General features: G+C 45.5%; 22 protein-coding genes and 2 tRNA genes. 2 read left to right on the top strand and 22 right to left on the bottom strand.

What is annotated here, in order from left to right; all coding sequences use genetic code 11:
* Positions 1 to 59 precede the first annotated feature (59 nt).
* The 7 genes from LG330_RS00465 to spoIIE all read right to left on the bottom strand — a co-directional run bounded on the left by LG330_RS00465 (position 60) and on the right by spoIIE (position 9,805).
* Positions 60 to 968, bottom strand: coding sequence for a peptidyl-prolyl cis-trans isomerase (locus LG330_RS00465; RefSeq protein ID WP_404406678.1), 909 nt, complete (start codon positions 966 to 968; stop codon positions 60 to 62).
* A 3-nt stretch (positions 969 to 971) separates the two neighbouring features.
* On the bottom strand, positions 972 to 1,850 hold the full coding sequence (gene hslO / locus LG330_RS00460; protein ID WP_404406676.1) for an Hsp33 family molecular chaperone HslO: 879 nt from the start codon (positions 1,848 to 1,850) through the stop codon (positions 972 to 974).
* Positions 1,851 to 1,865: 15 nt separating this feature from the next.
* On the bottom strand, positions 1,866 to 2,633 hold the full coding sequence (locus tag LG330_RS00455) for a type III pantothenate kinase (RefSeq protein WP_404406674.1): 768 nt from the start codon (positions 2,631 to 2,633) through the stop codon (positions 1,866 to 1,868).
* A 629-nt stretch (positions 2,634 to 3,262) separates the two neighbouring features.
* Positions 3,263 to 5,284 (bottom strand): ATP-dependent zinc metalloprotease FtsH, encoded by a 2,022-nt coding sequence (gene ftsH, locus LG330_RS00450; RefSeq protein ID WP_404406672.1) that lies wholly within the window; start codon positions 5,282 to 5,284, stop codon positions 3,263 to 3,265.
* Between the two features lie 109 nt (positions 5,285 to 5,393).
* Complete coding sequence (hpt, locus tag LG330_RS00445) at positions 5,394 to 5,942, bottom strand: hypoxanthine phosphoribosyltransferase (RefSeq protein WP_404406670.1); 549 nt, start codon at positions 5,940 to 5,942, stop codon at positions 5,394 to 5,396.
* A gap of 23 nt (positions 5,943 to 5,965) precedes the next feature.
* Positions 5,966 to 7,330: a tRNA lysidine(34) synthetase TilS gene (tilS, locus tag LG330_RS00440; protein ID WP_404406668.1), complete on the bottom strand. Its 1,365-nt coding sequence runs from the start codon at positions 7,328 to 7,330 to the stop codon at positions 5,966 to 5,968.
* Positions 7,331 to 7,396: 66 nt separating this feature from the next.
* A complete protein-coding gene (spoIIE, locus tag LG330_RS00435) occupies positions 7,397 to 9,805 on the bottom strand; it encodes a stage II sporulation protein E (protein ID WP_404406666.1) in 2,409 nt (802 codons plus the stop codon).
* Positions 9,806 to 9,997: 192 nt separating this feature from the next.
* On the opposite strand from spoIIE, the gene LG330_RS00430 reads away from it, so the two are divergent.
* A tRNA-Met gene (locus LG330_RS00430) sits at positions 9,998 to 10,074 on the top strand.
* Between the two features lie 5 nt (positions 10,075 to 10,079).
* Positions 10,080 to 10,151, top strand: a tRNA-Glu gene (locus tag LG330_RS00425).
* Positions 10,152 to 10,526: 375 nt separating this feature from the next.
* Here LG330_RS00425 and LG330_RS00420 read toward each other — a convergent pair.
* The 15 genes from LG330_RS00420 to LG330_RS00350 form a co-directional block, all read right to left on the bottom strand.
* The gene (locus tag LG330_RS00420) at positions 10,527 to 10,760 is read right to left on the bottom strand and encodes a hypothetical protein (RefSeq protein WP_404406664.1); all 234 of its coding nucleotides are present in this window, start codon (positions 10,758 to 10,760) and stop codon (positions 10,527 to 10,529) included.
* Between the two features lie 19 nt (positions 10,761 to 10,779).
* Positions 10,780 to 11,229 (bottom strand): DinB family protein, encoded by a 450-nt coding sequence (locus tag LG330_RS00415; RefSeq protein WP_404406662.1) that lies wholly within the window; start codon positions 11,227 to 11,229, stop codon positions 10,780 to 10,782.
* A gap of 221 nt (positions 11,230 to 11,450) precedes the next feature.
* Positions 11,451 to 11,894 (bottom strand): S1 domain-containing RNA-binding protein, encoded by a 444-nt coding sequence (locus LG330_RS00410; RefSeq protein WP_404406660.1) that lies wholly within the window; start codon positions 11,892 to 11,894, stop codon positions 11,451 to 11,453.
* 121 nt (positions 11,895 to 12,015) lie between these two features.
* The gene (locus LG330_RS00405) at positions 12,016 to 12,417 is read right to left on the bottom strand and encodes a septum formation initiator family protein (RefSeq protein ID WP_404406658.1); all 402 of its coding nucleotides are present in this window, start codon (positions 12,415 to 12,417) and stop codon (positions 12,016 to 12,018) included.
* A 55-nt stretch (positions 12,418 to 12,472) separates the two neighbouring features.
* Entirely contained in the window at positions 12,473 to 12,973 is a 501-nt protein-coding gene (gene yabQ / locus LG330_RS00400; RefSeq protein WP_404406656.1) for a spore cortex biosynthesis protein YabQ, read from the bottom strand.
* Positions 12,970 to 13,251 carry a sporulation protein YabP gene (gene yabP / locus LG330_RS00395; RefSeq protein ID WP_404406654.1) on the bottom strand — a complete coding sequence of 94 codons (282 nt, stop codon included), beginning with the start codon at positions 13,249 to 13,251 and terminating at the stop codon, positions 12,970 to 12,972. The genes yabQ and yabP overlap by 4 nt, the downstream gene beginning before the upstream one ends.
* A gap of 58 nt (positions 13,252 to 13,309) precedes the next feature.
* Positions 13,310 to 13,570: an RNA-binding S4 domain-containing protein gene (locus tag LG330_RS00390; RefSeq protein WP_404406652.1), complete on the bottom strand. Its 261-nt coding sequence runs from the start codon at positions 13,568 to 13,570 to the stop codon at positions 13,310 to 13,312.
* A 14-nt stretch (positions 13,571 to 13,584) separates the two neighbouring features.
* Positions 13,585 to 15,042, bottom strand: a complete 1,458-nt coding sequence (gene mazG / locus LG330_RS00385) for a nucleoside triphosphate pyrophosphohydrolase (RefSeq protein ID WP_404406650.1) — start codon at positions 15,040 to 15,042, stop codon at positions 13,585 to 13,587.
* Positions 15,039 to 16,610, bottom strand: coding sequence for an oligosaccharide flippase family protein (locus tag LG330_RS00380; protein ID WP_404406648.1), 1,572 nt, complete (start codon positions 16,608 to 16,610; stop codon positions 15,039 to 15,041). The genes mazG and LG330_RS00380 overlap by 4 nt, the downstream gene beginning before the upstream one ends.
* Before the next feature lie 367 nt (positions 16,611 to 16,977).
* Complete coding sequence (gene spoVT, locus LG330_RS00375; RefSeq protein ID WP_404406646.1) at positions 16,978 to 17,514, bottom strand: stage V sporulation protein T; 537 nt, start codon at positions 17,512 to 17,514, stop codon at positions 16,978 to 16,980.
* A 99-nt stretch (positions 17,515 to 17,613) separates the two neighbouring features.
* Entirely contained in the window at positions 17,614 to 21,159 is a 3,546-nt protein-coding gene (gene mfd / locus LG330_RS00370) for a transcription-repair coupling factor (RefSeq protein ID WP_404406644.1), read from the bottom strand.
* Positions 21,160 to 21,216: 57 nt separating this feature from the next.
* On the bottom strand, positions 21,217 to 21,444 hold the full coding sequence (locus tag LG330_RS00365; RefSeq protein WP_041120779.1) for an anti-sigma-F factor Fin family protein: 228 nt from the start codon (positions 21,442 to 21,444) through the stop codon (positions 21,217 to 21,219).
* A 67-nt stretch (positions 21,445 to 21,511) separates the two neighbouring features.
* Positions 21,512 to 22,075: an aminoacyl-tRNA hydrolase gene (gene pth / locus LG330_RS00360; RefSeq protein WP_404406641.1), complete on the bottom strand. Its 564-nt coding sequence runs from the start codon at positions 22,073 to 22,075 to the stop codon at positions 21,512 to 21,514.
* Positions 22,076 to 22,205: 130 nt separating this feature from the next.
* Positions 22,206 to 22,871 carry a 50S ribosomal protein L25/general stress protein Ctc gene (locus tag LG330_RS00355; protein WP_404406639.1) on the bottom strand — a complete coding sequence of 222 codons (666 nt, stop codon included), beginning with the start codon at positions 22,869 to 22,871 and terminating at the stop codon, positions 22,206 to 22,208.
* A 495-nt stretch (positions 22,872 to 23,366) separates the two neighbouring features.
* Positions 23,367 to 24,326: a ribose-phosphate diphosphokinase gene (locus LG330_RS00350; RefSeq protein ID WP_404406637.1), complete on the bottom strand. Its 960-nt coding sequence runs from the start codon at positions 24,324 to 24,326 to the stop codon at positions 23,367 to 23,369.
* Positions 24,327 to 24,335: the final 9 nt, after the last annotated feature.

Here is a 24,335-nt window from a genome sequence, read left to right as displayed (position 1 = left end):
TGATCGGTTTTACATACTGCAAATATAACAATTTATGTGTAAAATTTCAACTATTTTGATTATTTAACCGGGCCGTAGAACCAGTCGATTGAATATTCATCCCAGAAGGACTCAGCTGTTACAGGCGTGCTCATTCTTTCAAGCGCCAGCTGACGCTCAATTTTCCCGCGTACCTCTTCAAACTCGAAGTTAACACCAGGCACGTGCTCATGCACAAAGACAATTGTCAGCCCGTCTACAGTCTGAAATGCATCCGAATATTCGCCAGGCGACACATTTTCTGCCGCATCTAAGATTGCCGTATCCACTGTATCCGTATTTTCCGGTATAAACCCTAGCTGACCTCCCTGACTCGCCGTAACAGGATCGATTGAACGTTCTCTTGCGACAGCTTCAAATGAAGATCCGTTATTCAGCTCTTCCAGTGCCTTTTCAGCGTCATCCTGTGTCGGAACGACGATTTGAGAAAGCCTGTACATCGCAGGAACTGAATACAGTGATTCATTTTCCTCATAGTATGTACGAAGATCGTCTTCTGACAGCTCTGCTTCTGTCGTGATCAGCTTTTCTAAAATTAACTCTGTTTTAAGTTCCTGCTTCAGTACATCTTCATTTGGAAGTGAGGCCTGATCATAGACATTCAGCACTGAACGCAGCATCGATAATTCCTGATCCAACTCTTCTTCCGAAACAGCTACATCATACTTATCCGCTGATTGCTCCATGACTGACTGGTTGATCAGCTGCTGAAGTACTTCCTTACCGTGGCGGACTTCAATAGCATGCAGCCATTCCTGACGCGTGACTTCATCATCACCGACCTGAGCGACCACCTCTGCTTCTGCAGTAGGCGGTGCTCCGTCCTTTGTGATCCAGCCAATTAAAAAGATCAGGTTCGTCACCATCAGAAAACCAATGATATATAAAAGAGGCTTAGCTTTCAGTCGTCTTTTACGAACCTCAGCCATCTCTTAGTTCGCCTCTTCTAAAAACGCTTCTAATTCTTCTTTCGTGTAATGATACTTTTCGCGGCAGAAGTGACATTGCGCTTCTGCTTTACCGTCTTCCTCGATCATCGCATGGATTTCTTCTTTGCCGAGCCCGACGATTGCGTTACCAAAGCGTTCTTTTGAACAGTTACATTCGAATGAAACCGGCATTGAGTCAAGCACGCGTACGTTACCTTCTCCAAGCACCGTTTCAAGCACTTCTTCCGGAGAAAGGCCGTCCTGAATCATTTTCGATACAGGCGGAACCGTACTAAGGCGCTTTTCGATTCTTTCAATCGTTTCCTCATCCGCACCAGGCATCAGCTGAATAATAAACCCGCCTGCAGCAAGAATTGAATTGTCCGGGTTAACGAGTACCCCGACACCAACTGATGACGGTACCTGCTCTGATGAAGCGAAATAGTAAGTGAAATCCTCACCAAGCTCACCTGAGACAAGCGGCACCTGTCCTGTGAAATTCTCACGCATGCCAAGGTCTTTCACGATCGTCAGCGTTCCTTCTGTTCCTACAACACCGCGAACGTCAAGCTTCCCCTGTTCATTCAGTTCCTTATGCGTCTGAGGGTTTGTTACGTATCCTCTTACCTCACCTTTTGCATTACTATCGACTAAAATCATGCCTAGCGGACCGTTTCCTTCAACCTTTACAGTTAACTGGTTATCACCCTTCAGCATCGCGCCCATCATGACGCCTGCAGTCATTGCTCTGCCGAGTGCAGCAGAAGCTGTCGGCCAAGTGTAATGGCGGTCCTGAGCTTCCTGTACAGCAGCAGTTGTATTTACAGCATATGCACGTATCTGATCATTATAAGCAAGTGCGCGTACCATATAATCTTTCATTTAAAAAATCTCCTTTCATTCAGCGTTGCGTTTGTATATTAATTGAAGTCCCTTTAAAGTCAAAAACGGATCAACAACATCTATAATATCTGATTCCTTAGCAATAAGTGAAGCAAGACCGCCTGTAGCAATTACAGTAACCGGTTCATTCGCTTCTGTTTTCATGCGTGACACAATGCCTTCAACCTGACCGACATAACCATATACAATGCCGGCCTGCATCGCAGAAACAGTACTTTTTCCGACAACTGTCTCAGGGCGCGCAATCTCAATTCTCGGAAGCTTGGCTGCTTTTGAATACAGCGCTTCTGTTGAAATGCCGATCCCAGGCGCAATCACCCCGCCCATATACTGACGGTGCTGATTAATATAGCAATACGTTGTAGCGGTACCGAAATCAACGATGATCAGTGATCCGCCGTGCTCCTTAATACCGGCAACTGCATTGACAATTCTATCTGCCCCGACTTCTTTAGGGTTATCATATTTTATATTCAAACCTGTTTTCATTCCAGGTCCGACTACAAGCGGCTTCAGATGGAAGTACTTCTGGCTCATACGTTCAAGCGGAAACATCACGGGCGGTACAACAGAGGAAATAATAATACCATCAAAATCTGAAAAAGAGAGTCCGACATGCTCAAACAGATTTTTTACAAGCATCCCATACTCATCTTCCGTTTTATGACGATTCGTCTCAACCCGCCAATGATAGCGAAGCTCCTCTCCCTCATAAACCCCTAACACTGTATTAGTATTCCCAACATCTAATACAAACAACATCTCTATTCACCACGCTTTATTAGAATACACACTTTTAACATATTATCACATAATTGAAATGCGGAAGCAGGCGATTAGGTCCGACAAGCATAAGACAGCTTGAGAGAAATGGGTGACCTTTCCCATTTTCTCAAGGTGGCTTATGACTCGAGGACCTGCCTGCTGAAGCTGGACAATTGAAATGCGGAGGGCGCTTGTTCAGCTCCGACAGACATAAGACGCGGAGCGGAAAACGGGTGGTTTTCTCCGTTTACCGATGCGTGGCTTATGATCCGAGGAGCTAGCGCCCGCAGCTGGGCTGGACACAGAAATGCGTAGTGCGCTTGGTTAGCTTCCAAAGCCGGATACAGTTAAACACAGAGCGCTCACCCGGATGTGATCTGCAATTATTTAGATGTGACCCGAAATTTTTCAAATCCAACCCGAAAATCCGCCTATCTGATCCGAAAACTTCCCTCAAAGTAAATCTGACCCGAGTTTCGACGGATGTGACCTTAATTTCCCGGGAAATGACCCGAAACACTGGGAATGTAACCCGAAATCCAGTTCCGCCTTCACCCCATCCGGCAAAAAATCCGCGGCCCCGTTTACGCGGAACCGCGGATCCAAGCATCTGCTAGCGCAAATGATTATTCTTTATTACGACGATCCTCGTCAGAAGGCGTGCCTTCTTTAGATTCTTTCAGAAGATCTTCTGAAGACTTTTCTTCAGTGTTGATCTCACTGTCTGTCGTTACAGATGTTTCATCTGATTCAAGTTCTTTTGATTCTTCTGTGATATCTTTACGATCGCTGTCGTCATCATGACCGTAGTCACGTTCCGGCAATGTGCCGTGATCCACAAGGTGTCTGATCTGTTCAGCATCAAGTGTTTCAATATCCAGAAGTGTTTCAGCGATCAGCTCAAGCTTTTCACGGTTCTCAGTCAGAATCGTTTTTGCTCGTGCATAGCACTCTTTGATAATGCGCTGAATTTCTGTATCAATATCGTAAGCGATCTGATCAGAATAATTCTGCTCACTGTTAAAATCACGACCAAGGAATACCTGACCCTGTGCCTGACCAAACTGAAGCGGTCCAAGTTTATCACTCATACCGAATTCAGTTACCATGCGGCGGGCAATGCCTGTCGCGCGCTGGAAGTCATTGTGTGCACCAGTTGATACTTCTCCAAAGATGATATCCTCTGCTACACGGCCGCCAAGGAGACCAGTGATTTTATCGAGCAATTCAGGTTTTGTCATGAAGTAACGATCCTCTTTTGGAAGCATGACAGCATAGCCGCCAGCCTGGCCGCGTGGGACGATGGTTACTTTATGAACCATATCAGCTTCATCGAGTACAACACCGATAATTGTATGGCCTGCTTCATGGAAAGCAACGATCTTTCTCTCTTTTTGAGAGATGACACGTGTTTTCTTCGCAGGACCTGCAATAACGCGGTCTGTTGCTTCATCGATATCGCTCATATCAATTTTCTTCTTATCACGACGCGCTGCGACAAGTGCGGCTTCGTTCAGCAGGTTTTCAAGGTCTGCTCCTGAGAAACCAGGTGTACGCTGGGCGATCGCTTTCATATCAATATTGTCTGCAAGCGGCTTATTTCTTGCATGTACCTGCAGTACAGCTTCACGGCCTGTTACATCAGGACGGTCTACTGTAATTTGACGATCAAAACGTCCTGGACGCAGTAATGCAGGATCCAGAATGTCCGGTCTGTTTGTTGCTGCGATCATGATGATTCCTTCATTTCCTCCGAAACCATCCATTTCAACAAGCAGCTGGTTCAGTGTTTGCTCACGCTCATCATGTCCACCACCAAGACCGGCGCCACGCTGACGTCCAACCGCATCAATCTCATCAATGAAGATGATACATGGTGCGTTTTTCTTCGCATTTTCAAAAAGGTCACGTACACGTGATGCCCCGACACCGACAAACATCTCTACGAAGTCTGAACCGGAAATCGAGAAGAATGGTACGCCTGCTTCACCTGCTGCTGCACGTGCAAGCAACGTTTTACCGGTACCCGGAGGCCCGACAAGCAGAATACCTTTTGGAATACGTGCACCAACATCAGTAAATTTACGGGGATCCTTCAGGAAGTCAACAACTTCAACAAGCTCCTGCTTCTCTTCGTCAGCCCCTGCAACGTCCTTGAAGCGGACTTTTTTCTTCTCTTCAGTATAAAGCTTCGCCTTACTTTTACCGAAGTTCATGACACGGCCTCCGCCGCCACCCTGAGCCTGGTTAAGCAAGAAGAAGAATAGGATGAAGATAATGACAAATGGAATAATTGTCGTCAGGAATGTGACCCAGCCGCTTGTTTCAGGGGCCTGTAATACATTCACTTCTGTATTATTCGCTGCTGCTACCTCATCAATTGTTTCAAGTGCTGAACTTTCAAATGGAATGTTTGTAAGGAAATACTCGGTTTCTTCATAGCCCTCAAGCTGTCCACGTACGTTGTAGACACTTCTGTCCGGCTGAATTTCAATCTCCGTTACTTCACCACCATCAAGCGCATTTAAAAATTCACCATATGTGAGTTCCTCATTTGGCTGGTTCCCATTGTTGAATAGGCCAATAATACCAATAATGACGAGGAAAATAATTAAATAAAATATCGTATTTCGAAATATACGGTTCATCCCTTACCTCCTCCCACGGTCAAGAAAACTAATATTAATACTATCATAGTAAAATAAAGTGTGACAACCAATAAGCCTGCTCACAGTATGCGCTCGCTCACACTTTCTTTTACTCAGAATCTGTATAAATTTCAGGCTTCAATACACCGATGTATGGGAGGTTTCGATAACGTTCCGCATAGTCAAGTCCATAGCCTACAACAAACTCATCCGGTACAATGAATCCAACATAATCTGCTTTGATGTCTGCTTTACGACCGCTCGGCTTATCAAGCAGTGTAACAATTTTAATTGATTTTGCTTTACGATACTTGAACAGATCAACGAGATAGCTCAGCGTCAGACCGCTGTCGATGATATCTTCAAGGATCAGAATGTCACGGCCTTCAACTTTTGTATTCAGGTCCTTAACAATCTTAACTTCACCTGAAGAAACAGTGGAATTACCGTAGCTTGAAACATCCATGAAATCCATTTCAAGATAGACATCCATGCGCTTGATCAGGTCAGCCATAAACGGCAATGCGCCTTTTAAAACGCCAATAGCAAGTGGATATTTATCCTGATATTCAGCTGTGAGCTCAGTGCCAAGCTCTTTAATTTTTTCCTGAAGCTGTTCCTCGGTATACAATACTTTCTCAATGTCTTTATTTAACACGAACAATGTCCTCCTAGAAGATCTTAATAGTAAATTAACGTATATGCAGCTGGTTTTCCGTCGGACGGTGCTTTACGCAGTCCCGGAATCCAAAGTACACTTCCATCGGCAGCTGTCACAATTGGATGCTGACTTCGCTGCTTCAGAGGTACTTTCTTTTCTATGAAGACATCCTTTATCTTCTTTGATCCTTTGCCATCAGGCAGCCGTATCTTATCTCCATCCCTACGGCTTCTAACCGTCAGCGGTATGAATGATTCAGATACATAATAAAGATCATGGTACGGCTTATCCGGCACGATTTCACCAGTCTGCACCTCAAGGCAGTGCCCATCAGGAAGATCAATCTGCTGCTCCTTATCAATTGAATAAGTGTAGGCAGCGTCATGTATTTCACGCTGAAAATGAAAATAACCGTCATGATAAGAACGGGTTATAGTCAATGATTCAGGCAGGTGAAGATCCCCGGAAGGATGCGCTTGTTTCAGCAGCTCCAGTATCGCGCGCGTATGCGCAGAAGATAATGATGTGGGTACTTTTGCATACAGATAATTCAATATTAGATGAATCATTCTTCTTTGTAAAGGAAGACCATAAGTACGAAATTTTTCTATAGACAGGTGGAAGCGTTCACGTGATTTTTCCACGCAGACCTCTTCAAGTGCTTTCCCAGCTTCCTGCTCAAGCCAGGCATTGTCCTCACTAAGCTCTTCAGAAAAGCGTTCGAAGGCTTCATGCAAAAGTGGATTTTCTTTTTTTAATAATGGAATCACGTGTCTTCTCAGCCTATTTCTCGTATACGCATCACTTTCATTTGTCGGATCTCTTCTCGGGATTAAGTGATGCTGTTCACAATATTGTTCGATTTCAGCTTTCGTCACTGATAAAAATGGACGCACCATTTTTCCAGCCGCAAAAGGTCTGACAGGGAGAATTCCAGCAGCTCCGCGTATGGATGTTCCGCGCGTAAGCCTGAAAAGAATCGTTTCCACCTGATCATCTGCGTGCTGACCGACCATCATGACATCAGCGCCCGTTTCCTCCATCAGCTTTTTGAAATAGTCATAGCGTACTTTTCTCGCTGCTTCCTGCACGCCTTCACCAGTCTCTTTCATTCTGCCTTTCACATCCGCTTTTAAAAGGTGAAAAGGTATCCGGCGCTGCCTGCAATACGCCTCTACATAAGCTGCATCTGAACCTGAGCTCCCCCTTAGCCCATGATCCACATGAACAGCTTCCACATTCAAGTCAGATCTCACTTCACTGAAGAAATGAAGGAGCGCGAGTGAATCAGGTCCCCCTGAAACCCCAATCAGTACTTTATCTCCTTTAGACACCATCCCGTGTTTGTCGCAGTATGCCTTCACTGTTAAACGAAAGTCATTCATTCCCATACCCTTTCCTGTTCTATTTCTTTTTAGTATACAGGAAGATCGGACGGGTCATGCAAATAACTAACCGGCACTTCTCCTTAATGGAATGGCAGCCCACTTTGGCACCTGGTGGTCAATTTTCACAGCCACAACGGTCATGTCATCATTGATTGATCCCCCCGCTGCACGGACAGCCGCTTCTACAAGTAAGTCAGCCGCCTCCTGCGGGTCCGTTGTGACAAGCTCTGCGATTTGACGCCTCATCCAGCGTTCAGGATTCTCAATGGAACGCAGCCCGTCAATTAATCCATCACTCAGCATAAACAGCATATCCCCTGACTTTAACTGGTGCTCCAGCACATCCATCTCCATTTCATGAAAGAACCCGAGCGGCAGGTTTGCAGCTTCAATCATCTGTATCTGTTTTCCGCGCTTCACATAGCTCGGCACAGCACCCACTTTTAAAAACCTTGCCCTTGCATGCTGCAGATCAATCATTACCAGATCCACCGTCGAATACATCTCACTCGTTCTTTTAGCCGTTAATATGGAATTAACTGATTTAATCGCAAGCTCTTCTTCAATTCCCGCCCTCAGCATTTCCTCTAAAAGGCCAATCGTTTCTTCACTCTCCTCACGCGCCTTTTCACCATTGCCCATTCCGTCACAAATCGCAGCGGCAAACTTCCCCTCATGAATCGGAATTGCCGCACAGCTGTCCCCTGAGATCAGTCCGCCTGCATAAGCTGCATGGGCAATGCCTGAGGTGACATGAAAAGCTTTAGCTGACCTGAACGTTGCAGTAGTGCCGTAGTATGGAGGCGGCAGATCACCTTTTTGATGCACAATGACCGTTTCCTGCAAAATAGATGACAGCATCGGCGCAATCAGCTTGTCACATTCACCATGCTTTTCCTGAAACGGAAGCAGCACATCCATGTCCACCCTTCCTGCTTCAAGACAATGAATATCTATTTGATCTGCACGAACCCCATATGACTCAAGCTCCTGCAGTATTTTTTCCTCCTGCTCACCATTTTCACGGGTCTCACGCTGCAGTTCGCTTGCAAACTCACTCATCACATCTGCAAGGCCGGAAAGCTGCCTTGCTACAAAACGGTTTCCTTCTTTCATATGCTGCTGCATCAGCTGATTCACAGCCTTTTCCTGATGATACCTGTCAAATTCCTTTTCCATCAGCGCAGATTTGACGCAGTGCGATTTCCAGCCGGGCTCGGGTTCTCCCCGCTCAGCAAGTACACTCATCCACTCATATGTACGCTCAAAATGCTCAGACCAGCAGAATTCTTTTCTGAAGCATTGATCACACGTATATTTCGATACGCTTCCAATCATTTCATCAGCTGCTCCTGGATTCTCCGCTGCAGGCTCTATATCAGAAAAGCTGTCAGACAGCTTTTTAAACATGGTTGAGAAATGCTCTACCTTTTCAGCTGTCACATCACGCACACTTTTCGCATAAAGCTGTTGTTCTTCTGCATACTCCTCAGACCCCGGAATATGACGTGCGAGTGCACGCACCCAGCTCCCCGGCGTGATAAAAAGCAGTAAAGCAGCAACGGCGGATTCATATAATGAAAACTCCAGGCGCAAAGCATTCTCCATCATTAAACCCGTCAGCATGGTCGCAAGCATCAAGCCGATCACAACGCCCACCCTTCCCCCGGACTTCAATAAACCGCCAAGCAAACCGGCAACCGCTAGCAGCGCCACTTCCGGGATAAATGCAAATGAAGCCAGACAGAATAATAGCCCAATCACAACGCCTGCAGTAGAACCGACAAGTGCACCTGCAGCTAAGGCGGCAGCAAGCACCACATAGCGCGCAGCAATATGACTGATCACAAGGTCCCCTGCTATCAGCCCGGTCAGTCCAAGCGCAACAGAAGCGGCAAGTACAGAAAGCGCGACAAGCTCTTCATGTGAATAAGCACTCCTTCTCCCTTTTGTCAGCACAAGAAAGCTCTGCAGGAAGATTAACAGCAGCACACCGGTCATCGCTGCCTCAGCCAGAATATAGAAGCCTTCCATCCAGGTAAGCGGCTGAACCGCCCAGACGTAACCGGTTTTCACCACACCCGTCACACCAGCTGCAAGCCCTGCCGCAACAAACTGGTTGCCAGTGTACTTCCTTAATAGACCAAAGCTAATATAGTACATCAGCAAAATGGTTGCTGTGTATAAAGCCGGCAGCATACCAAGCGCAGCCGCTCCTGCTGTTAACCCGGCAAATGTGTGCGGCGCTTTCTGACGTTGCATGATCATCACCGCTGCAAAAAACGGAAGTGCAAACGGCATAAACTGCAGCATCACCACCGCGCGACCGAGCATGACCCCTGCTAAAAGATGAAAGATCCCTTTTTCATACAGCCATTTCATCACGTTTACTTTCCTGGCTTCCTTTTTACGGGTTCTCTTGAGTGATAGAGCGTTTGTTAGTTCGAAGTTTGCTTCATGCACATTTGCCATCTAGCAGGTCCACTCCTTCATTTCTTATTGCGCTTATTATAAAAAGAACAGAACAGAGGAGTTTGTCAAAAAAACGTTTCACACATCAAAAAACGTTCGACGGATTCCTGCTTTAGCGGACCTCAGTATTTTTTAAAAAGATATTGACACTTATTGACGCGCTATGTATTATATAACTTGTGCTTCATTAATGGCGGCGTAGCTCAGCTGGCTAGAGCGTACGGTTCATACCCGTGAGGTCGGGGGTTCGATCCCCTCTGCCGCCACCATACGAGGCCCGTTGGTCAAGTGGTTAAGACACCGCCCTTTCACGGCGGTAACACGGGTTCGAATCCCGTACGGGTCATTTAGAAAAGTGGAAGGCGCTCGTTCAGCTCCGAAAGGCATAAGTCGCGGAGTGAGAAACGGGCGCCTTTTTCTGTTTTTGTATAGAATCCGTTAGCATATCGTGTTGGCGCCGGCGAATGTGATCTGAAATAGTTTGAATGTGACTCTAAATTTCAGGGGTATGACCCGGGATATGAGTAATATGAATTGAAAATCTCCGGTCTGAAAAAATGTGACTCGAAAAACCCAGTGTCTGATCCGGGAATCCAAGAATGTGTCGAGAAAAATCTCGAATGTGACCCAAATTCCCATTCTCACCTCCTATCCACCTTCCATCAGCTCAGTCCAAAAACAAAAACAGCACGGAGTCCCACCCCGCACTGTCTGCAACCCTCTAACTCAACCGCTTATAATCATCTTCCATCTTAATCCCCTGTCGTAAATCCAGTTCAAGACGCAGCTTTTCCGTTTCAAGCATATAATTCTCATGTTTTAACTTCTCAAGCTCCAGCTGCTTATCGATGATCTCGTACTTTGAGCGTGCCTGACTGCGAAAGTGACTCGTTAAAATCGCGGTCAGCGGAATTGAAAACACCATTACAATTGCGACCAGCCCTACAATATCCATCAGCCCGAACACTCCTTTACTAGTTTATCTGCTTCATATGATGACGGTCATGTCCTGAAAACCTTGTAATATATCCTGCTGTTGTCATTGCATGATCACCAATTGAAAACGACGCATGAAGCTTGTCCTTATCCATTGTACGAACTGTCTCCATTAAAAGTTCCCGTTCATTTCTGGCTTCGTCGATAATGTCATTTTGAGTGAGTCCGCTGTCTGCTTTTTTCCACGACTGTTCATTGAACTTTTGAAAATCAGGAAATTTATCAAGTATAGCCCCTTCGCTGATTTGTGGAATCCGGTCATCAAGCGTGTAGTGATCCCAGGCAGCCATATGCATCACGATTGCTGCCGGTGACCATTTCCCTTCTGCAATCGGCTGGAAGAACGCTGTGCTGTCCATTCCTCTTAAATCCTCAAGCCATGAAAAATAATGCTGGTTGTGTTCATCAAGCCATTCATCAACTGTCATTTTTATTCTTCCTCAATGATCCTACTGAATAAATTTCGACGTCAGATAAGCAATTCCTCTTTTTTACTCGAAAAGCATAAGCGCCCAGGGCATCTTTATCATTGCTACTGCACCCTCTCATTTTCTAAAACAAACACAAAAAAACCGGCGTGCATGCACGCCGATTATCTATCGTATGATCACTGTAATTGATGCCTTCTATAAAATACTTTCGGCAGCTATTAACCTTTTTTCGCTCCGCGTCCACCGCGTTTTGATTCTGTGTGACGCTTAAGAGAAGTCAGACGGTCTTCACTATCCTTGAGGAAACGAGCCATCTTTTGTTCAAAATTCTCTCCGCGTGGTGGTCCACCGGCATTTCCTCCACGGCCACCGCCGCGCTGATCGTTTCCACGATTTGGTCGAGGGCGACTTTGACTTTGCTGTGGCTGGTCCTTCGCTTTACGGATTGATAAGCCAATCTTGCCATCGCTTTCTACGTTCAGGACCTTCACTTCAACTTCGTCCCCAACTGTCAGATGGTCATTGATGTCCTTGACATAATTATCCGCAACTTCACTGATGTGTACTAGCCCTGTTGAACCGCCAGGCAATTCAACAAATGCCCCAAAATTAGTGATCCCAGTCACTTTACCCTTTACTTTGCTGCCTACTTCGATTGACATAAAAAAAATGATCCTCCTTAGAATAAATAAAAAATAGACCTTACTTCCCATTATAGCCAAACAGAAAAAAGAGTGTCAACATCGTGACACTCAATCTGCTGTTTTTATTTTATCATATGCACTACTCTTCCGTATCGTTCTGCTCTTTTTTGGCAGTTGGCTGATCTTCAGGGATTGTGAAAATGATTTCTCCACTGTCTGAAAGAAAATAGTCTCTTCGTGCAAGTTTGGCTATGTATTCATCATCATTGAGCTTTACAATCTCATTTCGCAGATTTTCTTCCTGCTTATCGAGTTCGACAATTTTCTGCTCAAGCTGTGATTTCTCATTCTGCTTGTCTTCTAATACGCTGGCCTGCGTAACCATTGAAGAAATGAGCACGCCGCTGACAACGGCTGCCATGGTGAAAAAAGCAGTCAGGCGCCTGGCTAATCTTTTTTTGTGTGATTTTCTGTTATGTTCTTTTCTTTCATGTGCTGCTGTGTATTGATTTTCAATCGATCTTACGCGCGGCTTCCCCATAATAACTGCTTACCTCCTTCTGCTATTTCAACTAGTACATGCAGGCTCCATATATTTATCCCCTATTATATAACAGATTAAGCCATAATTTTATCTTTTTCGCAAGAATTGACCATTTTTTTTGAAGAAACTGTGAAATAGGGTGAAAAGGCCTAGTTATGAATGCAAGCAGCCGCAAAATCACGGTTAACAACAGCATGATTATAGCCCATATCCATTTAAAAGGCAGAAAGAGGATCGTAAGAATGGTCCTTGTCAGCCAGGAAAGCCAGTTGAATATACGGAGAATCAGTCGTCTTGCAAGCTTCCAGTAAAGCATGAAGCCTCCCAAAAGTGCCACCAGCATATAAAAACGCAGTTCGGCCCCATTCAGTTGAAATAGCAGGAGGAAAACAATGAGTGCCTGTCCAAGCCAGAACAGAAGATCAGGGAAGAAGCGCCAGACGCCCTTTTTCCCCCTGGTGATAAAACGCTCGTAAAACGTAACGCAAAATCCGACAAACATCCCTGCAGCCATCATACTGAGAAAAATCCGGAGCTGCTCTTCTACAATCATTTAAACAGTTTTCCAAGCAGCCCCTTTGAGGGTTCCCGGGCTGTACTGTCCAGGTATAAAATATCATCGACCTTTCCTTTTAAAGAAACGATGCCTTTATCAAGGTCCAGATTCACTAGCTTCATGCCGCTCCCTTTGATTGAGAGCATCCCTTCCACTGTTTCAATCAAAAACTCGTCCTGATCAAAGCTTTCGAGCTGTTTGACACCGGTCACTGACAGCTCGAGTCTTCCGATCATACGGACTTCGTGATCCTGATGTTTTTGTTCAATTGGCATGTCTTCACCCCGCATAAGAATTGAAACCTTAGCTCATTTTATGCCGGGTGGAGATTGATTATTCGTTTACACGCTCTTCTTTTTTAATTGTATACATCGTGCCGGCTTCTTCTTTTTTCGTTGTTTCCATCAGCCGGTCTACTGACAGCGTCACGACACGCTGTCCGAAACGAATCACAAGCTCGTCGCCTTCTTTTACTGTGGCACTTGCTTTTGCTGTGTGACCGTTGATCTGGATGCGGCCCTGATCAGCCACTTCCTTAGCGAGTGTTCTCCGTTTAATTAAACGGGACACTTTTAAAAATTTATCTAAACGCATACGATCGACTCCTTTTACAGTCCGTGTTTTTTCGCCTTTTTCCAGAACTCATCAAGCTCTCCCAGGCTGAATGCTTTAAATGGTTTTCCTGATTCATTTACCCTGTCTTCTACAAATTGAAAACGGCTGATAAATTTCTGATTGGCCATCGTCAGGGCTTCTTCAGGATAAATACCGTGAAACCTCGAAACATTGACGAGCGCAAAAAGCACGTCACCGAATTCCCGCAGGCTTGCAGGCTTGTCACCATTTGCGACTTCTTCCTGAAACTCCTGCCACTCTTCCTCAAACTTATCCCATGCATCTGTTTGGTCGTCCCAGTCAAAGCCTGCTTTTGCAGCCTTCTTCTGAATTTCATACGCCTGCATCAGTGCAGGTAGTCCGCTTCCGGCATTTTCAAGCAGCCTTGAAGGGACACCGCCTTTTTCTTCATGCTTAATCTGCTGCCAAGCGTCCGTCACGTCTTCCGCTGTCTCTGCTTCAGCATCTGCAAACACATGCGGGTGACGGCGAACCATTTTAGCTGAAACGCCCTGAATCACGTCTCTGATATTAAAGTAGCCATCATCTTCCCCAACCTGTGCATGCAGCATGACCTGAAGCAGGACGTCGCCAAGCTCGTCAATCATTTCGTCAATATCACCGCGGTCAACAGCTTCAAGGAATTCATATGTCTCTTCAATGAGATAACGCTTCAGTGATTCATGCGTCTGTTCACGATCCCACGGGCAGCCTACCGGACTTCTTAAAATTGAAATGATTTCTCTCAGCTTTGAGAACTCACCATAGAAATCTTCTTCTTTTTCAAGTGGCGGTACATAGACGCTTGTCAGGTTTGAAAGTGCCAGCCCATGATCAAGCTCATAAAGCTTTACTTCCCGGATTTCCTCAGCCTTCGAACCCGCTGCGGTCACAACTTTTACCACGTGTTCATCAGGATACTTCTTCATCAATTCAAGCTTCACATCAGAAGCTGTCATGCTGTCATATACCTGACCGATAATGACGTGCTGTCCCGGATTGATGGATTCACTGACAAGTGCAGTACCATCAAGGAGCTGAAAGCCGTCAACAGGATCAAAACCTGCCGCTGTAAATAGTGGATCCAGGAAGCTTTGACCGCCTTCTATAGTTAAGGTAATGCGGTTTGCTTTTTCAAGTGCAAGCAAATTTTGAACCGTCTGCTCTGCAACGAGCGGGTGCCCGGGCACTGCGTAGAGTACAGGCGCAGATTCAGCAAGCTGAACAAGCTTTTCAGTAATCTCAGCGTAGACGTCTTCAAAACGGTCGTGTGATTCATAGATTTGGTCAAACGATTCATAGGTGACGCCTTCTGCTGACAGTTCATTCAGCACAGGATGCTCTGCAGTACGGACATACAGCTTATCTGCTGCTGTCAGTTTTTTATAAATGCCAAGCGGCAGCTGATTTAGATCTCCTGCACCAAGACCGATAACTGTAATGTGATTCAAGATGATCTGCCCCCTTTTGTTGTCTTTCTGAATAAGCGGTCAATCTTATATCCAAGCGGAATCTGACCGTGCTCCTGTGTTGTGAAAAGGCTTGACCAGCTGATCCTGAAGAACAAATATGCTCCAGTGATCGCCGCAATGGTTGAAACAAGTCCTGATGAAAGCCTTGTTTCAGGTGTCCATATAAGCAGTAGAAGTGTGACACCTGCTGCCATCACGGTCAGGCCGGATGCAAGGCTTACATAAAAGGGCCCATACAGCCTTAAACCGATTTTTTTACCCACTTTTATAATCAGTACGGCCGCTACTGCGATCAGTGATAATACGGTCGCGGCCGCTGCTCCTGCTATACCGTAGAATGGGACTAGCAGCATATTTAAACCGTATTTTAACACTAAGCTCCCTGCTGCAGTCCAGGCGGCTGTATGATAACTCCCGGTTCCCTGCAGTACGGCGTTGATCGTTACAATGACGGATGTTAAAAAGACCGATGCTGCAAAAATAGACAGTACACCTGAGCCATCTTCATTTTGAAATAAAAACTGGTTGAGCGGCTTCATAATCGTGATTAACCCAACGGTTGCAGCAGCACCGAACACAATGCCGGTTTTGACTGCAAGGAAAGCTTTTTGCTTCACATCACTGAGCCTTTTCCGCTCATAATCTGAAGCAATGACCGGCACGATGGCTAAAGAGAGTGAAGTTGCTGCAACCACACCCATCTGTACGATTGGCTGACCTCTGTCATAAATCCCTTTTAACACCTTCGCCTGATCAGCATCACCGGTATAGCCTGTGAGCAGTGCATACACATTGAGTGCATCCACCAGCTGATAAAGCACAAGCAGCATACTGACCATTGCAATAGCTGTCCCTCTGACAAGAAGTACTCTTAAAAGGCTGACGTCTCCCTTTTTAAAAGTCAGCCGTTCTTTCTTTTGAAAGAGCTGCTTTCGTATGAGGAAAATCAGCATCCCGGCACCGGCTGCGACGCCTGCGATTGAACCAATCACCGCACCTTCCCCTACCGTATACAGTGAAGCACCCGCACTCGTTAAGACAAATGCAGCCCCGATAATCGCAACCACGCGGATCGTCTGCTCGGTCACCTGGGCAACAGCTGAAGGTACCATATTTCCAGCTGACTGGAACCATCCCTTGCCGGCTGATAACACCGGCAGCAGTAAGAATGGCCACGCAGAAAGCTTAATTAAAGGCTCGAGCTCTGAGTCCCCCATAAAAGCTGCGATCAGCCCGGCCCCTGTATATAAGACAGCAAACCACACAAGCCCAACGCCTGCTAAAAATAATGTGAGAACCTTTAACACACGTTCACGCTCTCTCTGATGCTCAATTAAAATGCTAGAGACCATAACTGGAAAAGCATATGTACAAAGGGCAATAAACAGCCCATAAAATGGATAAACCTGCTGATAAATATAAAACCCCGTGTCCCCTGTCAGGTTTTGAAACGGAACCCTGTAGAGTGCGCTGAGTATTTTCGAAAACAGCGCAGCAAATGTCAAAATTGCTGCGCCTTTCATCATTGTCTGAGAAGCCTGCGACATTCGGCTGTCCTCTCTTTCACTTCGATCACTTTCACTGATATTTATTATATCAAAGGGGAGCGGGAATGTCTTTTCAGGTCATATTTGCTGGGAACTTGGCGGGTTTAGGGGGGACTTGCGTCAGCGTGCCATAGTTGGACGTTCAATTCCCCGGGTCGGTGATTCAATTAAACTGTGTGTTGATTCAATTCCCCCAGGCGCTGAGCCAAATCCGCCGCTCGAAATTGGCTGTGATCCAATTAACCTGAAAGGTAATCCAATTACGACCGGAGCTGTTACAAATATCCCCGCCCATGAACCAATTACCCGCACCGCCCACACACCTGGCCACATCTAAAAAAAACCATATCCGGCGAACCGGCTATGGTTAAGTTTCCATCTGACGCCCTAAAAAACGTGCAGCTGTTTCACATACCTTCAGATCCACCTCTGTCAGCGCGTGATCCTTTGAAAAGATAAGCACTGCACCGATTGGATCGCCTGAAGCAATAATCGGAGAGGCAGCAAGCGAAGCGAGATCCTCTTCATTATGCTCAACAAGCTCCATCGAAAATGCTTCTTCTTTCATCATTGTTTTCCTCGCATCCATCATCTCTTCAGTATGAGAGCTGATTCTGCGGTTTAAAAACTCTTTTTTCGAAGCTCCCGCTACTGCAATAAAGTGATCGCGATCACAGATTAATACAGCATGATGCAGGCTGTCATATAGGGATTCTGCATATTCTTTTGCAAAATTTCCAAGCTCGTGGATCGGTGAGTATTTTTTCAGAATGATCTCACCATCACGATCCACAAAGATTTCAAGCGGATCTCCTTCACGGATCCTTAATGTACGTCTGATCTCCTTTGGGATAACAACGCGCCCCAAGTCATCTATCCGTCTGACTATACCAGTTGCTTTCATCGGACTCTCTCCTTCTTTTACAGCTGCTTTTAACGATAGTATCGGGTATATCCGCAGATTTATACGATGGATTAAAAGTTTTTGTAAAAGAAAGTCACATTAAGCAGATTCTTTCAGTGTTTCAGGCAGACGCGAAAGTACGTGATGGATCATTGAAAACCATGATTCAGGCTTCTGTCCTTTTATTTTAAAGGTGATTTTCAGTCTGTTATTTTCAAAGCCAAGCCCTACATTACGCTTGTATTCATTCGTTATATCAAAGGCTTTGGCGCCGTCTATTTTCTGCGTTCCGCCTTCACTCAGCTCAATTTTCACTTCATCTTTTGTCTGGTTAATGGTTTCAAGACCGACTTCATAACCATATGCTTTGATTTCAGCGATCTGGAACAGGTTGTGAACCTCATCCGGATAATCACCGAAGCGGTCAATCATTTCATCTTTCAGTTCAATGACCTCATCAATCGTTTTCAGACCGCGGAACTTCTTATACATCTCAATTTTCTGATGGCCATCCGGAATATAGCTTTCAGGAATATAGGCATCCTGTTTAATATCCAGATCAATTTCAACTGCCTGCTGCTTTTCACGGCTGTCCTCTGACTGGACGCCAGGCAGCTGCTCTTTACGTTCTTCAATCGCATCTTTCAGCATCTGAGAGTACAGGTCAAATCCGACTGAGTCAATGAAGCCGTGCTGCTGGGCACCTAACAGGTTTCCGGCTCCTCGGATACTCAAGTCACGCATGGCGATTTTAAAGCCTGAACCGAGCTCTGTGAACTCTTTAATAGATTGCAGACGCTGCTCAGCTACTTCAGTCAGGACTTTGTCTTTCCGGTAAGTGAAGTAAGCGTACGCCACGCGGTTTGAACGGCCGACGCGTCCTCTCAGCTGATAAAGCTGCGATAGCCCCATGCGGTCTGCGTCAAAGACGATCAGTGTGTTCACGTTCGGAATGTCGACACCTGTCTCAATGATTGTAGTCGTCACAAGCACGTCATACTCCCCTTCGAGGAACTGGAAGATGACAGATTCAAGCTCGGTTTCTGTCATCTGGCCATGTGCGACCGCTACCCGTGCATCCGGTACAAGTGAAGCAATCTCATCCGCTTTCTTCGTAATGTCTTCAACCCGGTTGTAAAGGAAATAAACCTGTCCGCTCCTGGCCATTTCACGTTCAATCGCTTCTCTGATCAGCGCACCGTTATATTCCATTACGTAAGTCTGTACAGGGAAACGGTTCTCAGGCGGCGTTTCAATGACTGAGAGATCACGTACACCGAGCATCGACATATGCAGCGTACGTGGAATTGGTGTGGCTGTCAGTGTCAGCACATCAATATTCGTTTTCAGCTGCTTGATCTTTTCTTTATGTGTTACGCCAAAACGCTGCTCTTCATCAATGATTAACAGGCCGATATCACGGTATTTTATCTGTTTTGACAGCAATCGGTGCGTTCCGACGACAATATCAACAGTGCCTGATGCAAGTCCCTTCATTGTTTCTTCCTGCTGCTTCTTCGTTCTGAAGCGGCTCATGAGTCCAACATTTATAGGGAAATCCTGCATGCGTTCAATCATGGTTTCATAGTGCTGCTGGGCAAGGATGGTTGTCGGTACGAGGATTGCGACCTGTTTCCCATCCATTACTGCTTTAAAGGCAGCGCGGATTGCGACTTCTGTCTTTCCGTAACCAACATCACCGCACAGCAGTCGGTCCATTGGGCGGTCACGCTGCATATCCTTTTTGATTTCTTCAATCGAGCGCAGCTGATCCTCAGTTTCAGAATAAGGAAAGGCCGCCTCAAAATCTCTCTGTTCAGCAGTATCTTCACTGAACCCGTAGCCTTTTGCAGTCTCGCGTTCTGAATAAAGCTTGATTAAGTCGTCTGCAATATCTGCAACTGTCGACTGTACTTTGGACTTAACGCGCTTCCACTCAGAACCGCCAAGCTTGTACAGCTTCGGCTCCTTACCTTCAGAACCGACGTATTTTTGCACAAGGTCAATCTGATCAACCGGCACGTACAGCTGATCATTCCCTTTATAGTGAATATTTAAGTAATCCTTATGAAGCCCATTGATCTCAAGCGTTTCAATTCCGAGATATTTACCGATCCCGTGATTAACGTGAACGACAAAGTCCCCGACCTTCAGCTCAGAATAGCTCTTGATCCGCTCAGCGTTTGAAAGCTTCTGACGGCGCTTTTTCTTGCGTGTTTTCTGACGGAATAATTCCTCTTCTGTCATGACAGCGAGCTTATTCATCGGCAATTCAAAGCCGGACTGAAGTGAGCCGCTGATAATCTGTACGGTATTCGGGATGAGTGGCTCTCCTTCTTTTACAATCACCGCATCAATCTCATAATCAGCCAGCACTCTTTCAAACTTATCAAGGCGCTGTCCGTCCGGTGCAAGCAGCACGACTGTGAATTTACCTTTCTTCCATCTATCAATCTCTGCTTTTAGCAGGTGCATCTGCCCGTGGAAGCTCTGCATCGGCTTGCAGGAGAATGAATGAACCTTTTTCGGATTCATATGTGCAATTTTTCTTGTAAAAAGAGAAAAATATACTTTCTGGTGTTTTTCAGCCATCAGAGAGGACAGCTTGTGTGACACCTGAATGTCATGCAGTATTTTTCCTTCTTCAAGGAGTGATACCATCCAGTCTCCCTCTTCGGCCTCAAGTGTTTCATCCATTTCAAAAATACGGCTGATCTCATCAAACATCACAAGGCCATCTTCAGGCAGGTAATCAATAAGACTTGCAGGCTTCGAATAGGCAAGAGACTGATATTTAAATAGTTGATCAGGCTTGCGGCCATTTTCAAGTAAATGAATATCGTATTCCGTCTGCTCTGCCATCGTTTCTTTAACAGCTTTATTCTTCACTTTTTTCAGACTTGTCTTCAGGCGCTCTCTCAGTTCGTCAGCGATTCTACCAAGCGTCTCGCCTTCCATAATCAGCTCACTCGCAGGGCCGATCGCGACATTCTGAAGCGTTTCAATCGAACGCTGGTCCTCGGCTGAGAATGTCCGGATTGAATCTACTTCCGTATCAAAGAGTTCGACTCTTACAGGGTCAGAAGTCAGCGGATAAATATCAAGAATCCCGCCGCGCATACTGAACTCGCCCGGACTGCTCACCATATCCGCGCGATGATAACCCATTTTGATCAGAGAAAGAAGCGTCTGATCTACATCGATATCCGTTCCGATCGTAAGGGTGAACTGGTGATCAACCCACTGATCCTTCGGCGGCACAATTTTTCTGAGACCTGCCATTGGAACAATATAAACCCCCTGCCCATTTACAGCGAGGTGATTCATTGCTTCTAGCCGCTGAGCTAATAGCTCCGGGCTTGCAATACTCATCTCAGCAGCAATCAGCTCATTGGCCGGATACATATAAAGCGCTTCTTCGGCGATGGACTGGGAAAGGTCATCGTATAATTTCTGAGCGCTCAGCAAATTAGGCGTCACAATCATCATTGGACGCTTGTATTTTTCATATAATGCTGCCATAAATGTGCTTCTTGCGGATCCTGAGAGCCCTGACAGCAGCTGCTCCCCGCGCTCCTGATCCAAATCTTCTATAACAGACCTGATTTGCTGGTCTTGTAATAAACCGTCTACTAACGTTTTCAAGTTGTTCTCCTCCCGGATGTAAACAGAAAAATGCCTTGGATCAGCATCCAAAGCTTTTTACTGTATAAATTGATCCAGTTCATGAAAATCCGGATTCCGTTCAAGGGACTCCTGGCAATCCTCACAGATCGTCTGGATATGAACATGTCCTTCTGTATAGGATATCATGTTTCGACGCTCCTCTGCTGAAAGAGTATGCAAACCGAGTCGTTCTGCATCCATCAGCGGCGAATCGATTGTGCCGATCTCACTTCTGCAGTGCCGGCAATGATAATGAACAGCCAATCCTGTCATCTCCCCTCACGTCTTTGCTGATAGTCTAGTATAAGCAGAAACGCGACAAGATATTCATCTAGGCACCGTTAAATTCATTCATCACTTCTAAAAATGGCTTTTCTAAAAATCGTTCGCAAGCGTCCGCACTTTTTTTAATGACAAGTTCCATTTCAGCCCATTCTTCTTTTGAAAAGCGGCTTAATACGTAATCCGGCACCTTCATTCCGCGTGGCGGACGATCAATTCCGATCCGGATTCTGTTGAACTCCTGTGAACCTAAATGGGCAATCGTACTCTTAATCCCATTATGGCCACCGGCGCTTCCTTTCTGACGCAGACGCATTTTCCCCATCGGAAGGTCAAGGTCATCATAAATGACCACAATATCCTGAGGGTCAATCTGAAAATAGTCCATTAGCGGTCTGATACTTTCCCCTGACAGGTTCATATACGTAAGCGGCTTCAGTAAAATCACTTTTTCACCGTTGACAATTGTTTTGCTGAATGCACCATTAAACTTACTTTGCATAAGCGGTGCGTTCCAGCGCTGAGCGAGTTCATCAATGACTTCAAAACCAATATTATGCTTTGTTTTATCATACGTTTTCCCCGGATTTCCGAGACCAATCACTAATTTCATTATTTACACCTCTGTATACGTTAAAACATCTTTTATATCAATACTCTTACTTATTCTAAACGATAAGAAGCGCAACCTCCACAAGAAAGGTTGCGCCTGATTGTCATCGCTCAATAAATGATTGATCGGTTTATGCGTTTTCTTCAACTGTTTCAGATTCGCCTTCTGTATCTCCAGTGCTTTCTCCGCTTTCAGCACCGGCTTCACCTGCACCAGCTTCTTCTTCAAGCTCTTCAATTTCTTCCTCTGTACGTGGTGCAAGAACAGAAACAATTGTTTCATCATCCTCATGGTTGATTGTTACGTCATATTTGCTGCGTAGATCCTCAACGCTGAATGACTCACCAATTTCAAGGTCAGTTACATCTACCTCGAATGATTCAGGAATGTCATTTGGCTTCGCTGAGATTGAAAGCTCGTGAAGTACAGTCTGTACGACGCCGCCTTCTTTTGCACCAGCTGCTTCACCAACAAGGTGTACTGCTACATCTACTGTTAATTCCTCAGACATGTTGACTGCAAGGAAGTCTGCGTGAATGATTTCATCTTTAAGGAAATCGCTCTGATAATCACTTAGTACAACATTTTGCTTGTTGCCTTCGATATCAAGCTCAATAATTCCATTACGTCCTACTTCACGGATCGTTTTAACGAGATCAATCTCATCTACTGAGATCGCTGTATTTTCTACTTTATAACCGTATACAACTGCAGGCAGTTTCCCTACATTGCGAAGCTCTGTTAAATCCGAATTTTTAAAACTGTCTCTTTTCGTTGCTTTTAGTACTGAACTCATGTCTAATCACCTTCCAAAGTTAATTTCATTTTGGTTTTTAACATTGTGAAACAGGCTGTAAATATCCATTTAAAACCGATCGTATTCTACAAACCCTTCACAAAGCTTTCATTTTAAATGTCCATATATTACATTACCCCGCGAACATCTGCTTAAACCCCAAAAAGTTTAGAAATTTTGTTGGAAATCTGTGTTAAATCAGACTTCTTGGTACTGAATGAATATAAAAACAACAGACGCCCGGTACTGGACGTCTGTTGTTTTTGTGTAATGTGGTATGTCCAGATTACGGTATGGATTTCGTCTAACGCGGCCAGTACGCTTTTCTATGTTGTCCAGCTTCAGCGCCTAGCTCTTCGAGTCATAAGCCACGCTGAGAAAACGGGATAGACCGCCCGTTTCTCTCAGCGCGTCTTATGCTTGTCGGAGCTGAACAAGGCGCTTACGCTTTTCTATGTTGTCCAGCTCCGGTTCGCAGGGGCTAGCACGTTTCTTTTAATCAAATAACATACTTACAGATTGCTGCTCGTATACGCGGATGATGGCTTCGCCGAGCAGGCCTGCTACTGAAAGTTCTACAATTTTACCGCCCTGTTTTTCTTCAGACAGTGCGATTGAGTTTGTAACGACCAATTCTTTGATGGCAGAGGAATTAATACGTTCCATTGCCGGTCCTGAAAGTACAGGGTGTGTACAGCTTGCGTAAACTTCTTTTGCACCTACATCCATCAGTGCGTTTGCAGCAAGTGTAATTGTACCGGCTGTATCGATGATGTCATCGATCAGGATACAAGTCTTGCCTTCAACGTTACCAACGATGTTCATGACTTCTGATACGTTTGGCTTCGGACGGCGCTTATCAATGATTGCGATTGGCGCCTTCAGATATTCTGCCAGTTTACGTGTACGTGTTACGCCACCATGATCAGGTGAAACGATCACCAGCTCATCAGGGTTAAAGTTCTTTTGCATAAAGTATTCAGCGATAATCGGCACGCCTCGCAGGTGGTCAATCAGGATATCAAAGAAGCCCTGAATCTGCGGTGCATGCAGGTCAAGTGTGATGACGCGTGTAGCGCCTGCAGTTTCAAGCAGGTTTGCAATCAGCTTTGCAGTGATCGGCTCACGCGCACGCGCTTTGCGGTCCTGACGCGCATAGCCATAGTAAGGCATTACGATGTTAATCGTTTTAGCAGAAGCACGCTTCAGTGCATCTACCATGATTAACAATTCCATCAGATTCTCATTAACCGGACTTGAAGTCGATTGAACAACGAATACATCACAGCCACGGATACTTTCTTCGATATTAATTTGAATTTCGCCATCGCTGAAACGTGTAACTGAGCACTTTCCAAGCTTTGTACCGATGGACTCTGCAATATCCTCTGCTAACCCGGGATTTGAATTCAGTGAAAAGATTTTTAATTTAGAATTGGCATATTCAGTAGACATGACAGCCTC

The organism is Jeotgalibacillus malaysiensis (assembly GCF_044789845.1).
Classification (GTDB): Bacteria; Bacillota; Bacilli; order Bacillales; family Jeotgalibacillaceae; genus Jeotgalibacillus; species Jeotgalibacillus malaysiensis_A.
The sequence above is the reverse complement of the archived record's forward strand: the minus strand, read 5'-3'. Positions and strand labels throughout refer to the sequence as shown.